Source organism: Cupriavidus sp. TMH.W2 (assembly GCF_050847365.1).
In the GTDB taxonomy this organism is placed as follows: domain Bacteria; phylum Pseudomonadota; class Gammaproteobacteria; order Burkholderiales; family Burkholderiaceae; genus Cupriavidus.
This window is the reverse complement of record NZ_CP193792.1, coordinates 2,177,008-2,197,904: the sequence shown is the minus strand read 5'-3', so window position 1 is coordinate 2,197,904 and position 20,897 is coordinate 2,177,008. Positions and strand designations below refer to the sequence as shown.

The following is a 20,897-nucleotide window of genomic DNA, read 5'->3' as shown; positions in this document are numbered from 1 at the left end:
ACAAACAAGACCTGAATCCCGATGGCATTCCGTACTGACTCCAAGGGCATGCTGCGTGTCTGGCAGCTGCTCGTCCTGGTGGTGATCCTCGGCGTGTGGCACCTGGCCACGCGCTCGCAGGAGGTTGCCTTTTTCTTCGGCGAGCCGCTGATGGTGGCGCAGCGCATCTGGAGCTGGTTTATCGTCGAGCGCGATATCTACCTGCACCTGGGCGTGACGCTGATCGAAACCGTGCTGGCCTTCGGCATCGGCACGGTGGCGGGGCTGGGCGTGGGCCTGTGGCTGGCGCTGAGCCCGCTGACCTCGGCCATCCTCGATCCCTACGTCAAGGCCATGAACTCGATGCCGCGCGTGATCCTGGCGCCGATCTTCGCGGTCTGGTTCGGCCTGGGCATCTGGTCGAAGGTAGCGCTGGCGGTGACGTTGGTGTTCTTCATCGTCTTCTTCAACGTCTACCAGGGCGTCAAGGAAGTGAGCCCGGTGGTGCTGGCCAACGCGCGCATGCTGGGCGCCAACCACAAGCAGCTGCTGCGCCATGTCTACCTGCCGAGTGCGACCAGCTGGGTGTTCTCGTCGCTGCATACCTCCGTGGGCCTGGCCTTCGTGGGCGCGGTGGTGGGCGAATACCTGGGCTCGGCGCGCGGCGTGGGCTACCTGATCCTGCAGGCCGAAGGCACGTTCGACATCAATACCGTGTTTGCCGGCATCGTGGTGCTGACGGCGTTTGCGCTGGTGCTGGACTGGATGGTCGGCACCGGCGAGAAGCGGTTGATGAAGTGGCAGCCGAAGAGCGGGGAGACGGAGAAGCTTTGATGCAGGACATGCCGGCAAGCGTGGCAGGCCGGCGGTTTGCTCCCCTCTCCCGCTTGCGGGAGAGGGGCAGGGGGTGAGGGCAGGCGGTGGTATACCGCAGGCTGGACTTCGTGGATGCTCCGGCCCTCACCCCAACCCTCTCCCGCAAGCGGGAGAGGGAGTACCCAAGCGGTTAGGGACAAGCCTCGCGATTGCTGTCGACAGCGCCGAATTGCACCGACACCGTCAGCCCGCCTCCGGCCGTATCCTCAAGTTCAACCACTGCCCCATGCAACCGCGCGATCTCCCGCACGATCGATAATCCCAGGCCCGTGCCATCCACCGCCTGTCCGCGTTCGCCCCGATAGAAGCGCCCGAACACAGCATCGCGTTCGGCCGGCGCGATGCCAGGGCCATTGTCGATCACCTGCAGCCGCGCCACGCCGCCATCCAGCGCCATGCGCACTGTCACCACCGCGCCACGGCCCGCATAGCGGATCGCGTTGTCGATCAGGTTGCCCGTCAGTTCCTGCAGCAGCTCGGCCTGGCCCGCGACCTCAACCGGCCCTTCCTGCTCGAAGCCCAGGTCCACCTCGCTGCCCCGCGCCACCGGCGCCCAGTCCAGCGCCACGCCCTGCGCCAGCGTATCGAGCCGCAGCGGCCTGAGCGTGGGCATATAGCCCGCGTCGGGTTCCAGCCGCGATAGCGAGAGCAGCTGCTGCACGCCCTTGGACGCATGGCGCACGGTGCCGTGCAGCAGCCGCATATGCTCGCGCACGCGTTCGCCGTCGCGCTCGCGCAGCGCCAGCTCGGACTGCGCCTGGATGATCGCCAGCGGCGTCTTGAGCTGGTGCGCGGCATCGGCGAAGAAGCGCTTGCGCGCCTGCACCATGCCGTGGAGCCGGTCCATATACTGGTTCAGCGCCTGCACCAGCGGCTTCATCTCGGCGGGCAGGTCCTTCTGTTCGATCGGCTCGAGCTGCGTGCCGCGCCGCGCCACGGTGTCGGAGAGCCGGTTCAGCGGCCGCAGCCCGCGCCGCACCCCGAGCCAGACGATGCCCAGCGCCAGCGTCACCAGCATCAGCTCCTGCAGCAGCGAGCCGATCAGGATGTCGCGCGCCACCAACTGGCGCGGCTCGATGGTCTCGCCCACCAGTACCCATACCAGCCGCGCATGCGCCGAGCCCACGTCGTGCACCGGCAGCGGCTGGGCCGCCATGCGCAGCGGCTGGTCGCGGAATACGGTGTCATAGAACACGGTGCGGTACAGCCGCAGCGGCGCCTCGGCCGGCATCGGCAGGTCGTCGTAGCCGGTCACGGTGGCGCCGTGCTCGTCGCGGATGCGGTAGTAGATGTGCGGGCCGGCCTGGTCGTCGAAGAGTTCCAGCGCCAGGTTGGGCACGTCGACGTCAAGCCGGCCCTCGCGCAGGCTGATGCCTTCGCGCATCGCGCGCAGCGACGCCTCCAGCGTGCGGTCGAAGGCGATATGCGCGGCCGACATGGCGCGCTCATAGGTCATCCACGCGTCCAGCGCGAGCAGGCCCATCAGCGGCAGCAGCAGCCACAGCGACAGCTGCAGCCGCAGGCTGGGCGCCCGGCGCGGCTTCATGCCGCCGGCCGCGCTTCGAGCAGGTAGCCCAGCCCGCGCAGCGTGACGATGGCCACGCCGCTGCCGTCGAGCTTCTTGCGCAACCGGTGCACGTAGATCTCGATCGCGTCCGGATTGACCGATTCGTCGATGCCGAAGATCTTCTCGGACAGGGCGCCCTTGTTGACCGCGCGGCCGTCGCGCAGCAGCAGCACTTCCAGCACGGCACGCTCGCGCCCGGTCAGCGGCAGCAGCTCGCCATGGAGCAGGAAGGCACGGCTGATGCTGTCGTAGTGCAGCGGGCCACAGGCGATCTGCGTGCTGTCGTGGCCATGGGCGCGGCGGATGAGCGCGCGGGCGCGCGCTTCCAGCTCGGACAGGTCGAAGGGCTTGGCCAGGTAGTCGTCGGCGCCCAGGTCCAGCCCGCGCACGCGGTCCTCGACCGAGCCGTGCGCGGTCAGGATCAGCACCGGCAGCGGGTTGCGGCGCTGGCGCAGGCGGCGCAGCACTTCCAGCCCGTCCAGGCCGGGCAGGCCCAGGTCCAGGATCAGCAGTGCGTAGTCCTGCGTGCTGAGCAGGTTGTCGGCGCTGCGGCCGTCGTGCATGCAGTCGACCGTGAAGCCGGCCTGGCCCAGGGCCTGGCTCAGGGAGTTCGCCAGCATCACATTGTCTTCGGCAAGCAGGATACGCATGGGGCAGGGCAGTCAGGCGGCAAACCGGAAAAACGGCCGCAACGGCCGAGGCCAGACTGATACAGGGAAGCGCGCCCGCTTTGAAGCTAGGGAAACCACCAACCCCGCGGCGGCGCGTGCCCGCGAAAAGCCTGCATTCCGAAAGCGAACTGAAAGTGCGTGTCCCCTACCATCCGGCCGGCTAACGATTACCACAACAAGCACAAGCAAGGAGAGAGCATGAAGCGTACGGCAATGACATTCGCAGCGCTGGGTCTGGCTGCGGCCGGGTCGGCATCCGCCCAATCGAGCGTGACCATGTATGGCCTGGTGGACGCCGGCATCGAATATGTCAGCCACGCGGGTCCGAACGGCTCGGCAGTCAAGCTGACCTCGGGCGGCAAGAACACCTCGCGCTGGGGCATCCGCGGCAGCGAAGATCTGGGCGGCGGCCTGAAGGCGGTCTTTGCCCTGGAAAGCGGCATCGCCATCGACACCGGCAAGCTGGACACCGACAACACGCTGTTCGATCGCCGTGCCACGGTGGGCCTGGCGAGCCGCTACGGCCAGGTAGTGCTGGGCCGCACCTTCACCACGACCTACGACTTCATGCTGCCGTTCGACCCGATGGGCTACGCGCCGGCCTATTCGTGGGCGACCTCGTCGACCGCGACCGGCGGCCGCAAGGACGGGCTGTTCTCGCGCGCCTCGAATGCGATCCGCTATGACGGCACCTTCGGCGGCCTGAAGCTGGGCGCGACCATGGCGATGGGTGAAGTGGCGGGGGATTTCAAGAGCTCGTCCAAGTACGCGCTGGGGGTGGGCTACAACGCCGGCAAGTTTGCCGCGGCCGCCACCTGGGACCGCCAGAACGGCGCCGGCAGCAGCACCACGCCGGCCGACAGCACCAACTACATCCAGGGCATCCATGCCGGCGCCAGCTACGACTTCGGCAACCTGGCGCTGTTCGCCGGCTACCGCAACTACAAGCGCACCTTCACCACGGGCGCGCCGGATGACCGCAGCGACATGTACTGGGGCGGCGCCAGCTATGACTTCACGCCGGCGTTCACGCTGTACGGCGCGGTCTACAAGCAGAACATCAAGGGCGGCAGCAATGCGGACCCGATCCTGTTCTCGCTGCGCGGCCAGTACGCGCTGTCCAAGCGCACGCTGGCTTATCTGTCGGTGGGTTATGCCGAAGCGCGCAACGGCCAGAAGGTCAGCGTCTCGCGCGACCTGGTCGGCTTCGGCGGCAACCAGACCGGCGTGATGGCCGGCCTGCAGCATCGCTTCTGAGGGCAGGACGGCCTCGTTGGCCTGCTTTGCCTGATTGGGAACTGCCAGCCGCCTGGCGCATGGGTGTGCGCCATCCAGGGTGGCCGGCAGCTTGAGGCGTGTTGCCTCAGCCGGGCGCAGGGCGTAGCCGCACGCCTTGCGCCCATTCTTTTACCGGCGGGCCTGCCCGTGAGCGAACCGCCGGCGTGCGTGCCGCTCAGGGCACGATCACGATCTTGCCGGTGACCTTGCGCGCTTCCATGTCCTTGAGCGCCTGCGGAGCCTGCTCCAGCGGGTAGCGCGCCGAGATATGCGGGCGGATCTTGCCTTCCTTCATCCAGCCCAGCATCTGCGCCATATTGGCCTGGTTGGCCTTGGGCTCGCGCCGCACAAAGTCGCCCCAGAACACGCCCACCAGCGAGGCCCCCTTGAGCAGCGCCAGGTTCAGCGGCAGCCTGGGGATCTCGCCGTTGGCGAAACCCACCACCAGGTAGCGGCCGCGCCAGCCGATCGAGCGGAAGGCCGGTTCGGCATAGATGCCGCCCACCGGGTCATAGACAACGTCCGGGCCCTTGCCGTCGGTCAGCGCCTTGACGCGCTCGCGCAGGTCCTCGGTGCTGTAGTTGATGAAGGCATCGGCGCCGTGCTCCTTGCACACCGCCAGCTTTTCGTCGGTCGAGGCGGCCGCGATCACACGCGCGCCGATGGCCTTGCCGATCTCGATCGCCGCCAGGCCGACGCCGCCGGCCGCGCCCAGCACCAGCATGGTCTGGCCGGCCTTCAGCTCGCCCCGGTCGATGACCGCGTGGTGCGAAGTGCCGTAGGTCAGGGTGAAGGCCGCCGCGGTCTCGAAGTCGATGCCCGGAGGCATCGGCACCACCGACGCCGCCGGCGCCTTGGCCTGGCTGGCGAACGCGCCATTGCCCAGGTAGGCGATCACCTTGTCGCCCGGCTTGACGTGGGTGACGCCTTCGCCCACCGCATTGACCACGCCGGCCAGTTCCGAGCCCGGGCTGAACGGCAGTTCAGGCTTGGCCTGGTATTTGTTCTGGATGATGAGCACATCCGGGAAGTTGACGGCGGCCGCCTTGACGTCGATGACCACTTCGCCCTTGGCCGGCACCAGGTCGGGCAGGGTTTCGATGGTCAGCGAATCGGGCGGGCCCCAGGCTTTGCACAGTACGGCTTTCATCTTGTCTCCGGTGATGTTGGTGGCATTCCGCGCCAGTCAAGCTTATGCGGACGGGCAGGGCAAGTGTAGCGCAGAAATAGCACGGTCGTTCTGTTCCATGCCGAAGCTGTGGAGGCGGTTATTTGTGGCCTGCATACCGTGCCGGAAACGCGCTTTCAGGGCGGCGCGCGGGCCGCTTGCGCCCGCGCGCTCAGGTACAATCGCGGCATGCATATCCTTCTCGCCAACGACGACGGTTATCTCGCGCCGGGACTGGCCGTTTTGCATGCTGCGCTCGCGCCGCTGGGCCGGATCACGGTCATCGCGCCGGAGCAGAACCATAGCGGCGCCTCCAATTCCCTGACCCTGCAGCGCCCGTTGTCGATCTACGAAGCGCGCGAAGGCGTGCAAAAAGGTTTTCGCTTCGTCAACGGAACGCCGACCGACTGCGTGCATATCGCGCTGACCGGGCTGCTCGACGAAAAACCCGACCTGGTGGTGTCAGGCATCAACCAGGGACAGAACATGGGCGAGGACGTGCTGTATTCCGGCACCGTCGCCGCCGCCATCGAGGGCTACCTGCTGGGCATTCCGTCAGTGGCCTTCTCGCAGGTGGACAAGGGCTGGGAACATCTGGACGCCGCCGCACGCGTGGCGCGCACCGTGGTGGAGCGCATCATCGGCATGCCGCCCGCCGAGCCATTCCTGCTCAACGTTAATATCCCGAGCCTGCCGTTCGAACATATCAAGGGCTACCGCGCCACGCGCCTGGGCAAGCGCCATCCGTCGCAGCCGGTGATCACGCAGGTCAATCCGCGCGGCGACATCAACTACTGGATCGGCCCGGCGGGCGATGCGCGCGATGCCAGCGAGGGCACTGATTTCCACGCGACCGCGCAGGGCTATGTCTCGCTCACGCCGTTGCAGCTCGACCTGACCCACCGCGGGCAGCTCGACGCGCTCGAACAGTGGCTGAAGTAGGCCGCCTGTCCTGAGCCGCAGAGTCGCCGTATCGCGCCCCCGATGAGTCCCACGCCCCCCCGCAACAAGTTTCCGCTGCCGCTGGATGCGGTGGTCGAACGCAAGCCCGCACCTGCCCGCACCGCCGGCATGCCTGCCGTGGGCGCGCCGCGGCCTGCAGCGCCTGCACCCAAGCCGGCCAAGGCGCGCCCGGCGCGCGCCGCCGCACCGGCGCCCGCGCCGGTACCTGCGAGCGCGGTCGAGCAGCGCGCCTCGGCGGCCACCGCCGGTGGCGGCGGCATGGCCTCGGCACGGGCACGGGTTGCGCTGGCGGCGCGGCTGCGCGCCGCGGGCATCCGCGACGAGCGCGTGCTGTCGGCCATTGCCACCGTGCCGCGCCACCTGTTCGTCGAGCCGGGGCTGGCATCGCAGGCGTATGAAGACGCCGCGCTGCCGATCGGCCACCAGCAGACCATCTCCAAGCCGTCGGTGGTGGCGCGCATGATCGAGCTGCTGCGCGAGGGCCTGGCCGCCGATATGCCGCTGGAGCGGGTGCTGGAGATCGGCACCGGCTGCGGCTACCAGGCCGCGGTGCTGAGCCAGGTGGCGCGCGAGGTTTTCTCGATCGAGCGCATCCGGCCGCTGCATGAGCAGGCCAAGGCGAACCTGCGGCCGCTGCGCGTGCCCAACCTGCGCCTGCATTATGGCGACGGCATGCTGGGATTGCCCCAGGCCGCGCCGTTCTCGGCCATCATCCTTGCCGCCGCCGGCATGGAGGTGCCCGAGGCGCTGCTCGAGCAGCTGGCCGTGGGCGGGCGCCTGATCGCCCCGGTGGCGGTGGTGCCGCCGGCGGGCGTGCCGGGCCAGACCGTTACCCAGCAGCTGTTGCTGATCGAGCGACGCAACCGCCATCGCTTTCACAGAACCGCGCTTGAAGCCGTTTTCTTTGTGCCCTTAAAATCGGGCACCATCTGAGTCGAACTATGCACAACATCGTGAAATCGCAATATTTCGCACGCGCCGGACAACTTTTTGCGGCTTCGGCGCTGACGGCCCTGCTGGCCGCCTGCGCCAATTCGCCGATGCCGGCGCCGGTCGTTGACCGTACCTCAACTTCCGGTACCACGGCCGCGACGCAGGAACCGGCCCCCCCTGGATACTATCGGGTCAAGCGAGGCGATACCCTTTACCGTATCGCGCTGGAAAACGGCCAGTCGTACCGCGATGTGGCTGCGTGGAACAACCTGACCAATGTGAACCAGATCGAGGTCGGCCAGTTGCTGCGCATCGTGCCGCCGGGTGCCGACGTCAACACTGCGCCTGGCGTGGCCACCATGCCCGTGGCGCCGGGCACGGTGCAGGCGCAGCCGATCGACCAGGCCCGCCCGGTGGGCTCGCCGGTGACCCCGCCTGCCGCTGCTCCGGCGCCGGCGGCAGCGCCTGGCGCGGCCGCTGCCCCGTCGGCGCCGGTCGCCGACGGTTCGATGAAGCTGGCCTGGCCGGCAACCGGCCAGATGGTCGCTAAATTCGACGACAAGGGCAATAAAGGCATCGATATTGCGGGCAAGAAGGGTGATGCGGTGCTGGCCGCGGATGACGGTCGGGTGATTCACGTAGGCCCCTTGCGCGGCTACGGGAATCTTGTCATCATCAAACACAACGAGACATTTCTTACTGCTTACGGGCACAACGACAAGGTGCTTGTGACTGAGCAATCCACGGTCCGAAAGGGCCAGAAGATTGCGGAGATGGGCAACAGCGATACCGACCGGGTGAAGCTTCATTTCGAAGTTCGCAAGAACGGCAAACCGGTTGATCCGATGCGGTACCTGCCGCCACAGTGAGGGTTCATGCCACGCCAGAAAACTGTCTCCTCCGGAACCGTCAGCAGGGCACGCCGTCCCAAGCAGCCGGAAGTGAAGGCTGGTGTGGCACATCCCGACGAGCGCGCCGATGCGGAAGGCTTCGAGCCTGATCTCGCAGCCGAGCTGATCCCCGTGACCGACGAGCCTATCGCCACGTCCACTTCAGTGGGCCTGCGCGAGGCCGACCTGCTTGCCGACGACAGCGAGCGCAACGAGCGCCAGCTGCGCGACGACGACGAGGACGAGTCGGAGGACGAGGAAGAAGAAAGCGCGGAGAATGGCACCGATGGCGCAGCCGCCGAGCACGACGATTTCCGCACCGTGCTGCATACCGAGCTGGCCGCGGACACGGTCCAGCATTACCTGAACCGCATCAGCATCAAGCCGCTGCTGTCGGCGCCGGAAGAACTGCATTTCTCCACGCTGGCCAAGGACGGCGACTTTGCCGCGCGCCAGGTCATGATCGAGCGCAACCTGCGGCTGGTGGTCAGCATCGCCAAGGGCTACCTCAATCGTGGCGTGCCGCTGCTCGACCTGATCGAGGAAGGCAATCTCGGCCTGATGCACGCGATCGAGAAATTCGATCCGTCGCGCGGCTTCCGCTTCTCGACCTACGCGACCTGGTGGATCCGCCAGAGCATCGAGCGCGCCATCATGAACCAGGCGCGCACGGTCCGCCTGCCGGTCCACGTGATCCGCGAACTCAACCAGGTGCTGCGCGCCAAGCGCCATCTGGAGAAGGGCGGCACCGACGGGCGCGACGCCAGCCTGGAAGACATCGCCCACCTGCTGGGCAAGACGCCGGACGAAGTGCAGGACGTCCTGGCCCTCAACGAACACACCACCTCGCTCGATACGCCGTTCGATCTCGATCCCGGCTCGAGCCTCCTGGATTTCCTCTCCGACGAGCACAACGCCGCCCCCGACCAGGAGGTGGCGCACCGCGAGCTGGAAGGGCTGATGAAGCTCTGGCTGGCGCGCCTGTCGGAAAAGCATCGCTATGTGGTGGAGCGCCGCTTCGGCCTCAACCATATCGAGCCCGCCACGCTGGAAGAGCTCGCCGAGGAGATGGGCCTGACGCGCGAGCGCGTGCGCCAGATCCAGCAGGAGGCGCTGGTCAAGCTCAAGCGGCATTTCGCTTCGCAAGGTGTCAGGAAGGACGCCGTTCTATGACCACTGTGCTGGTATTCGACATCGAGACCATTCCCGATGTCGCCGGCCTGCGCCGTTTGCATGACCACCCCGATACGATGAGCGACGCCGAAGTCGCCGAGCATGCGTTTGCCGCCCGCCGCGAAAAGACAGGCAGCGATTTCCTCCCGCATTACCTGCAGCGCGTCGCCGCGATTTCCTGCGTGCTGCGCCGCACGCACCGCGACGGCTCGGCGGTGTTCCATGTCGGCTCGCTCGGCACCCCGCAAGACGGCGAGGCCACGCTGATCCAGAAGTTCTATGAACTGATCGCGCGCTACAGCCCGCAACTGGTTTCATGGAACGGCGGCGGTTTCGACCTGCCGGTGCTGCACTACCGCGGCCTGGTCAACGGCGTCACCGCGCCGCGCTACTGGGAGATGGGCGAGGGCCGCGACGACGACAGCCGCGACTTCAAGTGGAACAACTACATCAGCCGCTACCACATGCGGCACCTGGACCTGATGGACCTGCTGGCGATGTACCAGCCCCGCGCCAGCGCGCCGCTGGATGACCTGGCCAAGCTGTGCGGCTTCCCGGGCAAGATGGGGATGGACGGCAGCAAGGTCTGGCACGCTTACCAGTCGGGCCAGCTCGACGAGATCCGCGCCTATTGCGAGACCGATGTTGTCAACACCTACCTGATGTACTGCCGCTTCCAGCTGATGCGCGGCGGGCTCTCGCCGCGCGAGTTCGACGTCGAGATGGAGTTCGTCCAGGAATCGCTGGCCGAGCTGCCGGGCGAGCAGTGGATGGAATACCTGCAGGCGTTCCGGCTGCAGCGTCTCACGCCCGAAGCCGAAGACCTCGAAGACTGAGGCAGGCGGCGTCCCGCCGGCATGGACTCACAGATCCAGTGACAGCAGGATCGGCTGGTGGTCCGAGCCGGCGGTATCCCCATCGACCTCGCAGCGCAGGATGCGCGCGGCGAGGTTCTCTGTCACGAACATGAAATCGCAGGCGAACGGCGGCTCGGGCCATTGCTCCTTGTCGTAGAGGGCGCAGGTGGGCGCATGCGGCTGGCCGGGATGCGTGTGCAGCCAGGCATCGCGCCAGGGGGGCGTGGCATCGTCAAAGGGCTCGAGCACGCGGCGATAGGCGATATCGTCGGGTTTGCTGTTGAAGTCGCCGCAGAGGACGGCCTCGGACGGGCGCGGCTCGGGTGTGAACGGGCCCGGCCGTTGCTCGCTGCGTCCGGGGTGGCGCGCATGATCGCAGGCTTCGGCGTGCCAGTTGCGCAAGGCTTGGGCCTGGGCGGCGCGCTGGTGTGACGAGTAATACTCCAGGTGCGTGCAGATCAGGCGCAGCCGCCGGGTGCCGACCTCTACCGTGGCTTCCAGGGCCACGCGCGGCATCGACGCCACCTGCGGGTCCGCCGGCCAGGGCAGGGCATGGCGGAAGACTTCGCGCACGGGCAGGCGCGTGGCGATCAGGTTGCCGAACTGCTTGCGTCCTCCGGTGGCAGTGCGCCGGTCGACGCCCGGCGCGTAGAGCAGGTGGTAGCCGGGCAGCAGGGCGGTCAGTTCCGCCACCTGGTCTTCACCGGGGCTGCCGCGCAGTTCGCCGAACCCGCGCGTGACCTCCTGCAGGCACATGACGTCGGCCTCGGCAATGCCGCGCAGGGCGTCGACCTGGCGGGCCAGGTCGACATGCCCGTCGGCGCCGCGGCCCCACTGGATATTCCACGAGATCAGTTCCATTTGCCGTCTCCGTCACATCGCCGGGACGCTGCCACCGGTGGCAGCCCGGTCTGGCATACAATCCCGCTTTCGCAAAACAATACGTCAGGTTTCGTCTGGTGTCCCAAGCCGTGTCCTCCCCCCAAGAAACGCCGGCAGCCCCGGCCGCTGTTGCCGATTCAGGTGCTGCTCCCGCCGCAAAAGAGTCCCGTGTCCGCGCTGCCGCCGATGCTGGCGCCCCCACGGCCGATCCCGTGGTATCGATCGACAGCCTCGACATGGAGGCCCGCGGTGTCGGCCGCCTGGTGAATGAGGACGGCACGCCCGGCAAGGTGATTTTCGTCGAGGGCGCGCTGCCCGGCGAAACCGTCAGCTACCGCAGCTACCGCCGCAAGCCCAGCTATGAGCAGGCTCACCTGGCCGAGATCCGGCAGGAGTCGGTGATGCGGGTGAAGCCTGGCTGCCAGCATTTCGGCGTCTGCGGCGGGTGCTCGATGCAGCATCTGGACTCGCGCGCGCAGCTGGCGATCAAGCAGCGCGTGCTGGAAGACAACCTGTGGCACCTCTCCAAGGTGAAGCCCGACGTGGTGTTCCGCCCGATCGCCGGCCCGGACTGGGGCTATCGTTACCGCGCGCGCCTGACCGTGCGCCACGTGGCCAAGAAGGGCGGGGTGCTGGTCGGCTTCCATGAGCGCAAGAGCAGCTACGTGGCCGACATGACCCGCTGCGAAATCCTGCCGCCGCATGTGTCGGCCATGCTGGTGCCGCTGCGCGAGCTGGTGGGCGGGTTGTCGATCCGCGACCGCATGCCGCAGATCGAACTGGCCGTGGGCCAGGAGGTCACCGCGCTGGTGCTGCGCATCCTGGAACCGCTGACCGATGCCGACAAGGACCTGCTGCGCGCCTTCGCCGACGAGTACAAGGTGCAGTTCTGGCTGCAGCCCAAGGGCCCGGACACGGTTTACCCGTTCTACCCGGCCGATGCCGAGCTGGCCTACACGCTGCCGGAATTCGGCATCCGCATGCCGTTCAAGCCGACCGACTTCACCCAGGTGAATCACCAGATCAACCGTGTGCTGATCGGCCGCGCGCTGCGCCTGCTGGACGCGCAGCCGCAGGACCGCCTGCTCGACTTGTTCTGCGGCATTGGCAACTTCACGCTGCCGCTGGCCACGCAGGGCAAGTCGGTGATGGGCATCGAAGGCAGCGAGGCCCTGACCACGCGCGCGCTGGCCAACGCCGAATACAACGGGCTGGCGGCCAGGACCGGGTTTGCATGCCGCAACCTGTTCGAGGTCACGGCCGAGGACATTGCCGCGCTGGGCCGCTTCGACCGCTGGCTGGTCGATCCGCCGCGCGAAGGCGCGCTGGCCGTGTGCAAGGCGCTGGGCGAACTGGCGCAGCAGGGCAGCGACGTGCTGCCGCAGCGCATTGTCTATGTCTCGTGCAGCCCGGCCACGCTGGCGCGCGACGCCGGCCTGCTGGTGCACGAGGCGGGCTACCGGCTGAGCGGCGCGGGCGTGGTCAACATGTTCCCGCATACCTCGCATGTGGAGTCGATCGCCGTGTTCGATCGAGGCTGATCGCGCGGGTGCGCCAAAAGAAAAACCGGCCATCAGGCCTAATACCGTTCAGTTAAGGTATCAAACGCTACCGTCATTCCCGCGCAGGCGGGAATCCAGCGTCTTTTAAAGTCACTGGGTTCCCGCCTGCGCGGGAACGACGGTGGTTAACTGAACAGCATTAGGCCATCAGGCCGGTTTTTTCGTGCCGCGGGGGGCGGTTGCCGTCAGTCGCGGCTGCCGCCGAAGATGCCCAGCAGCGCCAGCAGGTTGACGAAGACGTTGTACACGTCCAGGTAGATCGCCAGCGTGGCGGTGATGTAGTTGGTCTCGCCGCCGTTCACCACGCGCTGCACATCGAACAGGATGTACGCCGAGAAGATGCCGATCGCGATCACCGACACCGTGATCATCAGCGACGGCAGTTGCAGCCAGATATTGGCAACGCTGGCCAGGATCAGCAGGATCACGCCGACGAACAGGAACTTGCTCAGGCCGGAGAAATCGCGCTTGCTGACCGTTGCGATGGTGGCCATTGTGCCGAACACCGCCGCCGTGCCGCCGAAGGCATACATGATCAGCGCCGGACCGTTCGAGAACTGCAGCGTCGCGCCGATCAGGCGCGACAGCATCAGGCCCATGAAGAACGTGAACGCCAGCAGCAGGACTACGCCCATGCCGCTGTTCTTGGTCTTCTCGATGCCGTAGAAGAACGCGAACGCGATGCCCAGGAACAGGATCAGCGACAGGCCGGGGCTGCCCGCCATGAGGCTGAAGCCGGTGGCCACGCCGATCCACGCGCCGAGCACGGTGGGGATCATCGAGATGGCCAGCAGCCAGTAAGTGTTGCGCAAGACCCGGTTGCGAACGACGACGTCAGTGACGCCCGACGCACTATTGCCGAAACCGTAGGTGTTCAGCTTGTTATCCATGGTGACTCCTGTCTCAAAACGGTGAGGCGCCGGGGATTCGAGGCTTCGGTTGCGAAGATTCGCATGGACCCCGGACGGAACCATCGTCAATGTGGCATCGGGTAGGCCGAATTGCAAGAGCGGAGTAATTCAAAGGGCACTCCGCGCTGCTTTTACGTCCGTTCGACGCCGCTTACATTGGATGGTAGCCGGGGCGCCGTGTTCCGGGCATGACAAGGTTGTAATGTGCGCCGTGGGATACCTGGCGCCGGCTTGTACCGCAAGGGCGACCGGACACTGCCCGATACAGGGAAGACCCTCGAAAGGGTCATAGTCTTCGTGCTAGAATCGCATGTTTAATCCATTTGTAACCCCTTCATTTTTCGGAGTTTTTCATGGCGATCGAACGCACCCTGTCGATTATCAAGCCGGATGCCGTGGCCAAGAACGTCATTGGCCAGATCTACGCCCGTTTCGAGGCCGCCGGCCTGAAGATCGTTGCTGCCAAGATGGTGCACCTGTCGCGCGGCGAAGCCGAGCAGTTCTACGCCGTCCACAAGGAGCGTCCGTTCTTCAAGGACCTGGTGGACTTCATGGTTTCCGGCCCGGTCATTATCCAGGCCCTGGAAGGCGAGAACGCCATCGCCAAGCACCGCGACCTGATGGGCGCCACCGACCCGAAGAAGGCCGAGAAGGGCACCATCCGCGCCGACTTCGCCGACAGCATCGATGCCAACGCCGTGCACGGCTCGGACGCTGCTGAAACGGCTGCCGTGGAAGTGTCGTTCTTCTTCCCGGGCATGAACGTCTACAGCCGCTGATTGCCTGGCGCTGCTGGACTAGACTGATACCGAAGCTGAGTTTGCCGTCATGAACGCTCTCGTCAACCTGCTCGACCTCGACGCGGACGCGCTCACCGCTTATTGCGGCGAGCTCGGCGAGAAGCCGTTCCGTGCGCGGCAACTCCAGCGCTGGATCCACCACTACGGTGCCAGCCGCTTCGACGCCATGTCGGATCTCGCCAAGTCGCTGCGCGAAAAGCTCGCGACGCGGGCCGAGATCCGCGCGCCCGCCGCCATTACCGACAACCTGTCGGCCGACGGCACGCGCAAGTGGCTGCTCGACGTGGGCGAGGGCAACGCGGTGGAAACGGTCTATATCCCCGAGGAAACGCGTGGCACGCTGTGCGTTTCCTCGCAGGCGGGATGCGCCGTCAACTGCCGGTTCTGTTCCACCGGCAAGCAAGGCTTTTCGCGCAACCTCAGCACCGGTGAAATCATCGGCCAGCTGTGGATGGCGGAGTTCGCCATGCGCGAACAACTGGGCCGCGGCCCCAAGGACGACCGCGTCATCTCCAATGTGGTGATGATGGGCATGGGCGAGCCGTTGCTCAACTACGACGCCGTCGTGCCGGCCATGCGGCTGATGCTCGACGACAACGCCTACGGCCTGTCGCGCCGCCGCGTGACACTGTCCACCTCCGGCGTGGTGCCGATGATGGACCGGCTGTCCGGGGACCTGCCGGTGGCGCTCGCCGTATCGCTGCACGCGTCCAACGACGCCCTGCGCGACGTGCTGGTGCCGCTGAACAAGAAGTACCCGCTGGCCGAACTGATGGCGGCATGCCGCCGCTACCTGGAATTCGCGCCGCGCGATTTCATTACTTTCGAATACTGCATGCTGGATGGCGTCAACGACGGCGTCGAGCATGCGCGGGAACTGCTGAAGCTTGTGGCCGACGTGCCGTGCAAGTTCAACCTGATCCCGTTCAACCCCTTCCCCGAATCGGGCCTGAAGCGTTCCAACAACGAACAGATCCGGCGCTTTGCGCAGGTGCTGATGGACGCGGGCATCGTGACCACTATCCGCAAGACCCGCGGCGACGACATCGACGCCGCCTGCGGCCAGCTGGCCGGGGAAGTGAAGGACCGCACGCGCCTGGCCGAACGCGGCAAGTTCGGCAAGATCACGCCACTGGTGCCGGTCAATGCCAACGGCCAGCCTCGGGAGGTTCGCCCTGCATGATCCGTCTGCTCGCTGCGGCCCTGCTCGGGCTGCTGATGTTGTCCGGCTGCCAGCTGCCGCATGCGCCGGCGCAGGATCTCCAGACCGCTTCCGACCAGACCGATGCGAGGCGCCGCGCCGGCATCCGGCTGCAGTTGGCCACCAACTATCTCGAGGCCGGCCAGAACGCGGTCGCGCTTGATGAGATCAAGCAGGCCATCGCCATCGATCCGTCGCTGGCCGATGCCTACCATGTGCGCGCGCTGATCTACATGAACATGAATGAGCGGGCGCTGGCCGACGACAGCTTCCGCACCGCGGTGTCGATGCGTGGCAACGACGGCGACCTGCTCAACAACTACGGCTGGTTTCTGTGCCAGGAAGGGCGCTACGGCGATGCCGTGCCGATGTTGCAGCGCGCGGCGTCGGCGCCGTCGGCCGGCGGCCCGGCCAAGCCCCTGATCAGCCTGGGCGCGTGCGAGCTGCGCCAGGGCCACAGCGCCGAGGCGGAGAAGAACCTGAAGGCCGCGCTCGGCTACGACCGCAACAACCCGGTGGCCAACACCAACCTCGCGCTGGTGTTCTACCGGCGCGGCGACTTCGCGCAGGCCCGGCAGTATGTCCAGCGCGTCAACAGCAGCCAGTTTGTCAGTGCGCAATCCCTCTGGCTGGGAGCGCGCATTGCCCACCGTGAGGGCGACGGCCGCACGCAGGATGCGCTTGGGGCGCAGCTGCGCAGCCGCTTCCCCGACTCGCGTGAGTTGACCGCCTACGAACAAGGAGCATGGGATGAGTGAGCACGACCGCGCCGCAGGCCAGGCCGTACCGACGCAACCAGTCGGCGGCGGTGCGCACGAAGGAGACCGCGAAGCTGCCGCGCGCGAGATCGGCGCAGCGCTGACGCGCGAGCGCGAGGCGCAGCGGATGACGGTGGAAGACGTCAGCGCACGGCTGAAGGTGGCGGCAGGCAAGCTGCGCGCGATCGAGGCCGGCGACCTGCAGGCGCTGCCCGACGTGACCTTCGCCAAGGGCGTGATGCGTGCCTATGCCCGCATGCTGCATGTCGACATCGACCCGCTGCTGGCGCGCTTCCAGCCGCGCGCGGTGGCGCAGGTGGCGGAAATCGCCCGCCAGCGCGAAGGCGGCATCAACGCGGCCTTCGACGACCGCAAGCGCTTCCGCTCCGGCGGCAGCGGCGGGCGCTGGGTCTGGCTGGCGCTGGTGGCGGTGGTGGTGGCCGCGGGCGCCTGGTTCGGGTTCGACCATATCCGCGCATGGATCGATGCGCGCAGCAGCGCTGCCGAAACGGTGAAGGCCGAAGCGCCCGCCGCCGAGATCCAGAGCACGGAAGCCGGCACCGTGACCGCGGCACTGCCGCCGGTGATGGCTGCCAGCGATGCGCCGGCGCCGTCCGCCGAAACCGTCCCGGCCAGTGCCGCGGCTGCCCCCGCGGCCACGGTCGCGCCGGCTGTCGCGGCAGCGGCGTCGGCGCCCGCCGCCGCGGCACCTGCGGCTCCCGCCACGGCACCTGCCGCGGCAGCGGGCGAGGGCGAACTGCAGATCCGTTTTGCCGCCGATACCTGGTATGAAATCCGGGACAGTCGCGGCAAGATCGTCATGGGCGGTACCGCCAAGGCTGGCCAGACCGTGGCCGGCGGCGGCACCGCTCCGTACAAGGTGGTGATCGGCAATGTCAAGGGCGTCGAATCGCTGACGCGCAATGGCACGCCGGTTGACCTGAAGGCAGCCAACCGCAACAACGTGGCCCGCCTGACGCTGCCCTGAGGCGGTGCAAGGTGCGTCTTTGCAAGGTGGTAACGCTATGAACCAACAGCTCTGTCTCCCGGTCCTGCCCGGCCCGCTGTCGCGCCGCCAGACGCGCCAGGCGCGTGTCGCGTGGGGCGCCAACGTCGTGACCATCGGCGGCGGCGCGCCGGTGCGCGTGCAGTCGATGACCAACACCGACACGGTCGATGCGATCGGCACCGCGATCCAGGTCAAGGAACTGGCGCGCGCCGGCTCGGAGATCGTGCGCATCACGGTGAACACACCCGAGGCGGCGGCCGCGGTGCCGTCGATCCGCGAGCAGCTCGACCGCATGGGCGTCGATGTGCCGCTGGTGGGTGACTTCCACTACAACGGCCACAAGCTGCTGCAGGACTATCCCGCGTGCGCCGAGGCGCTGTCCAAGTACCGCATCAACCCGGGCAACGTCGGCCAGGGCGCCAAGCGCGATACGCAGTTCGCGCAGATGATCGAGATGGCGTGCCGCTACAACAAGCCGGTGCGCATCGGGGTGAACTGGGGCAGCCTGGACCAGGACCTGCTGGCGCGCATCATGGACGAGAACGCCGGGCGCGCCGAGCCGTGGCCGGCGCAGAGCGTGATGATCGAGGCGCTGATCACCTCGGCCATCGATTCGGCGAAGAAGGCCGAGGAAATTGGCCTGCCGGGCGACCAGATCATTTTGTCGTGCAAGGTGTCGCAGGTGCAGGAACTGGTCGCGGTGTACCGCGAGCTGGCGCGCCGCTGCGACTACGCGCTGCACCTCGGGCTGACCGAGGCCGGCATGGGCAGCAAGGGCATCGTGGCCTCGACCGCGGCGCTGTCGGTGCTGCTGCAGGAGGGCATCGGCGACACCATCCGCATCTCGCTGACGCCGGAACCCGGCGCGCCGCGCGAGAAAGAGGTGTACGTGGGCCAGGAAATCCTGCAGACCATGGGCCTGCGCAATTTCACCCCGATGGTGATTGCATGTCCGGGCTGCGGGCGCACCACCAGCACCGTGTTCCAGGAGCTGGCGGCCAGCATCCAGACCTACCTGCGCGAGCAGATGCCGCAATGGAAGACCGCCTACCCTGGCGTCGAGGAAATGGACGTGGCCGTGATGGGCTGCATCGTCAACGGTCCGGGCGAGAGCAAGCACGCCAACATCGGCATCTCGCTGCCGGGCTCGGGCGAATCGCCCGCGGCGCCGGTGTTCGTCGATGGCGTCAAGGTGAAGACGCTGCGCGGCGAGCGCATTGCAGAAGAGTTCCAGGCGATCGTAGACGACTACGTTCGCACGCATTACGGCCCGGGCGCTGCGCGGGCCGACCAAGAAGTGGCAGCCTGAGCCGGACAGGCCGGGTGCCAGCAGCCTGACAAGAACAGAATGACGCAATCCGAGAACGTGGCCGCCGAAGGCGCCAAGACCGAACCGAAGGTGCGCCCCGCCAAGGCCCTGCAGGGCGTGAAGGGCATGAACGACATGCTGCCGGCCGACGCGCCGCTGTGGGAGCATTTCGAGAATGCCGCCCGGGCCATGCTGCGCGCCTACGGCTACCAGCAGATCCGCACGCCCATTGTCGAGCACACGCAGCTGTTCGTGCGCGGCATCGGCGAGGTCACCGACATTGTCGAGAAGGAGATGTACTCCTTCACCGATTCGCTCAACGGCGAGCAGCTGACGCTGCGCCCGGAAGGCACCGCCGCCGCCGTGCGTTCCACCATCGAGCACAACCTGCTGTACGACGGCCCCAAGCGCCTGTGGTACACCGGCCCGATGTTCCGCCACGAGCGCCCGCAGCGCGGTCGCTACCGCCAGTTCCACCAGCTTGGCGCCGAGGCGCTGGGCTTTGCCGGCCCGGATGTCGACGCCGAGATCATCCTGATGTGCCAGCGGCTGTGGGACGACCTGGGCCTGGTTGGCGTGCGCCTGGAGCTCAATTCGCTGGGGCAGGCGCATGAACGCGCCGCGCACCGCGAACAGCTGATCAAGTACCTGGAAGGCTTCCAGGACATCCTGGACGACGACAGCAAGCGCCGCCTGTACACCAACCCGCTGCGCGTGCTGGACACCAAGAATCCGGCGCTGCAGGAGATGGCGTCCAACGCGCCCAAGCTGATCGACTTCCTGGGCGAAGAGTCGCTGGCGCACTTCGAGGGCGTGCAGCGCCTGCTGAAGGCCAACAACATCCCGTTCAAGATCAACCCGCGCCTGGTGCGCGGCCTGGACTACTACAACCTGACGGTGTTCGAGTGGATCACCGACAAGCTGGGCGCGCAGGGCACCATCGCCGGCGGCGGGCGCTATGACCCGCTGATCGCGCAGATGGGCGGCAAGCCGGCGCCGGCCTGCGGCTGGGCCATGGGCATCGAGCGCATCATCGAGCTGATCCGCGAAGAGGGCGTGGTGCCCGAGGCGGTGGGCTGCGACGTCTACCTGGTGCACCAGGGCGAGGCCGCCGCGCAGCAGGCGATGGTGGCCGCCGAGCGCCTGCGCGACGCCGGCCTGGACGTGGTGCTGCATGCCAGCCCCGACGGCAAGGGCGGCAGCTTCAAGTCGCAGATGAAGCGCGCCGATGCAAGCGGCGCGGCCTATGCCGTTATCATTGGCGACGACGAAGTTGCCGCCGGCGTGGTTCAGGTCAAGGAACTTCGCCAGCGCGAGGAGGCCGAAGGCGGTGGGCAACAGGCCACCGTGCCGGCCGAAGGGCTGGTCGATTACCTGATCGACGCCATGGTGGGCGCCAGCGAATAACGGCGCGCCGCCAGCGCAGTACCCAAGTATCCAACCAACGCAGGTGATTGCCTCGACATGGCTTACGATCTAGAAGAACAGGAACAGCTTGAGAATCTGAAGGCCTGGTGGCGCCAGTATGGCAATGCGCTGACCTGGGTGCTGATCATTGCGCTGCTGGCGTTTGCCGGCTGGAACGGCTGGAAGTACTGGGAGCGCAAGCAGGCCGGCGAAGCCGCGGTGCTGTACGAACAGGTGCTCAAGGCCGCCGAGGCGCGCGATGTCGAACGCATCAAGCGCGCCGCGACCGACCTGGAAGGCAAGTTCGGCCGCACCGCCTACGGCCAGATGAGCGCGCTGGTCGCGGGCCGCGTGCTGTACGATGCGGGCGATCTGGCCGCGGCCAAGAGCCAGCTGCAATGGGCCATCGACCACGGCGACGAAGCCTATTCGCACCTGGCGCGCGTGCGCCTGGCCGGCGTGCTGCTCGACGAGAAGGCCTATGACCAGGGCCTGGCGCTGCTCAAGGACGAGCCGCCGGCCGCGTTCGCCGCGCTCTATGCCGACCGCCGCGGGGACCTGCTCGCCGCGCAGGACAAGCGCGACGATGCGCGCACGGCTTATCGCAAGGCGCTGGACAAGCTGGACCAGGCCGAGCCGGCGATGCGCCAGATCATCCAGTTCAAGCTCGATGCGCTGGGCACGGCCTGATCCGGCCGCTCCC

20 protein-coding genes are annotated in these 20,897 nt (G+C 67.1%); 15 read left to right on the top strand and 5 right to left on the bottom strand.

Annotation, left to right across the window (positions count from 1 at the left end; genetic code table 11):
- Nucleotides 1-21: 21 nt before the first annotated feature.
- Nucleotides 22-813 carry an ABC transporter permease gene (locus ACREYQ_RS10075; RefSeq protein ID WP_432257498.1) on the top strand — a complete coding sequence of 264 codons (792 nt, stop codon included), beginning with the start codon at nucleotides 22-24 and terminating at the stop codon, nucleotides 811-813.
- Between the two features lie 172 nt (nucleotides 814-985).
- Here ACREYQ_RS10075 and ACREYQ_RS10070 read toward each other — a convergent pair whose 3' ends face one another.
- Both ACREYQ_RS10070 and ACREYQ_RS10065 read right to left on the bottom strand, forming a co-directional pair.
- Nucleotides 986-2,401, bottom strand: coding sequence for a sensor histidine kinase N-terminal domain-containing protein (locus tag ACREYQ_RS10070; RefSeq protein ID WP_432257497.1), 1,416 nt, complete (start codon nucleotides 2,399-2,401; stop codon nucleotides 986-988).
- Nucleotides 2,398-3,072 (bottom strand): response regulator, encoded by a 675-nt coding sequence (locus tag ACREYQ_RS10065; protein WP_432257496.1) that lies wholly within the window; start codon nucleotides 3,070-3,072, stop codon nucleotides 2,398-2,400. The genes ACREYQ_RS10070 and ACREYQ_RS10065 overlap by 4 nt, the downstream gene beginning before the upstream one ends.
- A 219-nt stretch (nucleotides 3,073-3,291) precedes the next feature.
- Between ACREYQ_RS10065 and ACREYQ_RS10060 the strand changes: the two genes are divergently transcribed.
- Nucleotides 3,292-4,350 (top strand): porin, encoded by a 1,059-nt coding sequence (locus tag ACREYQ_RS10060; protein ID WP_432257495.1) that lies wholly within the window; start codon nucleotides 3,292-3,294, stop codon nucleotides 4,348-4,350.
- A 196-nt stretch (nucleotides 4,351-4,546) separates the two neighbouring features.
- On the opposite strand, the gene ACREYQ_RS10055 is transcribed toward ACREYQ_RS10060, so the two are convergent.
- Nucleotides 4,547-5,521 carry an NADPH:quinone oxidoreductase family protein gene (locus ACREYQ_RS10055; RefSeq protein WP_432257494.1) on the bottom strand — a complete coding sequence of 325 codons (975 nt, stop codon included), beginning with the start codon at nucleotides 5,519-5,521 and terminating at the stop codon, nucleotides 4,547-4,549.
- Between the two features lie 207 nt (nucleotides 5,522-5,728).
- On the opposite strand from ACREYQ_RS10055, the gene surE reads away from it, so the two are divergent.
- Genes surE through ACREYQ_RS10030 form a run of 5 tightly spaced genes read left to right on the top strand, consistent with a single transcriptional unit; the run spans nucleotide 5,729 to nucleotide 10,334 of the window.
- Nucleotides 5,729-6,481, top strand: a complete 753-nt coding sequence (gene surE / locus ACREYQ_RS10050) for a 5'/3'-nucleotidase SurE (protein WP_432257493.1) — start codon at nucleotides 5,729-5,731, stop codon at nucleotides 6,479-6,481.
- A 42-nt stretch (nucleotides 6,482-6,523) separates the two neighbouring features.
- Nucleotides 6,524-7,435: a protein-L-isoaspartate(D-aspartate) O-methyltransferase gene (locus ACREYQ_RS10045; RefSeq protein WP_432257492.1), complete on the top strand. Its 912-nt coding sequence runs from the start codon at nucleotides 6,524-6,526 to the stop codon at nucleotides 7,433-7,435.
- Nucleotides 7,436-7,443: 8 nt separating this feature from the next.
- On the top strand, nucleotides 7,444-8,304 hold the full coding sequence (locus ACREYQ_RS10040) for a peptidoglycan DD-metalloendopeptidase family protein (RefSeq protein WP_432257491.1): 861 nt from the start codon (nucleotides 7,444-7,446) through the stop codon (nucleotides 8,302-8,304).
- 6 nt (nucleotides 8,305-8,310) lie between these two features.
- Nucleotides 8,311-9,498 carry an RNA polymerase sigma factor RpoS gene (gene rpoS, locus ACREYQ_RS10035; protein WP_432257490.1) on the top strand — a complete coding sequence of 396 codons (1,188 nt, stop codon included), beginning with the start codon at nucleotides 8,311-8,313 and terminating at the stop codon, nucleotides 9,496-9,498.
- Nucleotides 9,495-10,334 (top strand): 3'-5' exonuclease, encoded by an 840-nt coding sequence (locus tag ACREYQ_RS10030; RefSeq protein WP_432257489.1) that lies wholly within the window; start codon nucleotides 9,495-9,497, stop codon nucleotides 10,332-10,334. Before rpoS ends, ACREYQ_RS10030 begins: the two co-directional genes overlap by 4 nt.
- Nucleotides 10,335-10,361: 27 nt before the next feature.
- Here the strand turns inward: ACREYQ_RS10030 and ACREYQ_RS10025 are convergent, their stop codons facing one another.
- Nucleotides 10,362-11,216: an endonuclease/exonuclease/phosphatase family protein gene (locus ACREYQ_RS10025; RefSeq protein ID WP_432257488.1), complete on the bottom strand. Its 855-nt coding sequence runs from the start codon at nucleotides 11,214-11,216 to the stop codon at nucleotides 10,362-10,364.
- Between the two features lie 257 nt (nucleotides 11,217-11,473).
- Between ACREYQ_RS10025 and rlmD the strand changes: the two genes are divergently transcribed.
- Nucleotides 11,474-12,778, top strand: coding sequence for a 23S rRNA (uracil(1939)-C(5))-methyltransferase RlmD (gene rlmD / locus ACREYQ_RS10020; protein ID WP_432260394.1), 1,305 nt, complete (start codon nucleotides 11,474-11,476; stop codon nucleotides 12,776-12,778).
- Between the two features lie 206 nt (nucleotides 12,779-12,984).
- Here the strand turns inward: rlmD and ACREYQ_RS10015 are convergent, their stop codons facing one another.
- On the bottom strand, nucleotides 12,985-13,689 hold the full coding sequence (locus ACREYQ_RS10015) for a Bax inhibitor-1/YccA family protein (protein ID WP_432257487.1): 705 nt from the start codon (nucleotides 13,687-13,689) through the stop codon (nucleotides 12,985-12,987).
- A gap of 374 nt (nucleotides 13,690-14,063) precedes the next feature.
- Between ACREYQ_RS10015 and ndk the strand changes: the two genes are divergently transcribed.
- From ndk to ACREYQ_RS09980, 7 genes are read left to right on the top strand one after another with little or no spacing between them, the layout of a single operon-like run.
- Entirely contained in the window at nucleotides 14,064-14,489 is a 426-nt protein-coding gene (ndk, locus tag ACREYQ_RS10010) for a nucleoside-diphosphate kinase (protein ID WP_432257486.1), read from the top strand.
- A 49-nt stretch (nucleotides 14,490-14,538) separates the two neighbouring features.
- Nucleotides 14,539-15,693 carry a 23S rRNA (adenine(2503)-C(2))-methyltransferase RlmN gene (gene rlmN, locus ACREYQ_RS10005; RefSeq protein ID WP_432257485.1) on the top strand — a complete coding sequence of 385 codons (1,155 nt, stop codon included), beginning with the start codon at nucleotides 14,539-14,541 and terminating at the stop codon, nucleotides 15,691-15,693.
- Nucleotides 15,690-16,469, top strand: coding sequence for a type IV pilus biogenesis/stability protein PilW (gene pilW, locus ACREYQ_RS10000; protein WP_432257484.1), 780 nt, complete (start codon nucleotides 15,690-15,692; stop codon nucleotides 16,467-16,469). Before rlmN ends, pilW begins: the two co-directional genes overlap by 4 nt.
- Nucleotides 16,462-17,457: a helix-turn-helix domain-containing protein gene (locus ACREYQ_RS09995; protein WP_432257483.1), complete on the top strand. Its 996-nt coding sequence runs from the start codon at nucleotides 16,462-16,464 to the stop codon at nucleotides 17,455-17,457. Before pilW ends, ACREYQ_RS09995 begins: the two co-directional genes overlap by 8 nt.
- A 37-nt stretch (nucleotides 17,458-17,494) precedes the next feature.
- Entirely contained in the window at nucleotides 17,495-18,787 is a 1,293-nt protein-coding gene (gene ispG / locus ACREYQ_RS09990) for a flavodoxin-dependent (E)-4-hydroxy-3-methylbut-2-enyl-diphosphate synthase (protein ID WP_432257482.1), read from the top strand.
- Between the two features lie 39 nt (nucleotides 18,788-18,826).
- Nucleotides 18,827-20,194: a histidine--tRNA ligase gene (gene hisS / locus ACREYQ_RS09985; protein WP_432257481.1), complete on the top strand. Its 1,368-nt coding sequence runs from the start codon at nucleotides 18,827-18,829 to the stop codon at nucleotides 20,192-20,194.
- A 57-nt stretch (nucleotides 20,195-20,251) separates the two neighbouring features.
- On the top strand, nucleotides 20,252-20,884 hold the full coding sequence (locus ACREYQ_RS09980; RefSeq protein WP_432257480.1) for a tetratricopeptide repeat protein: 633 nt from the start codon (nucleotides 20,252-20,254) through the stop codon (nucleotides 20,882-20,884).
- Nucleotides 20,885-20,897: the final 13 nt, after the last annotated feature.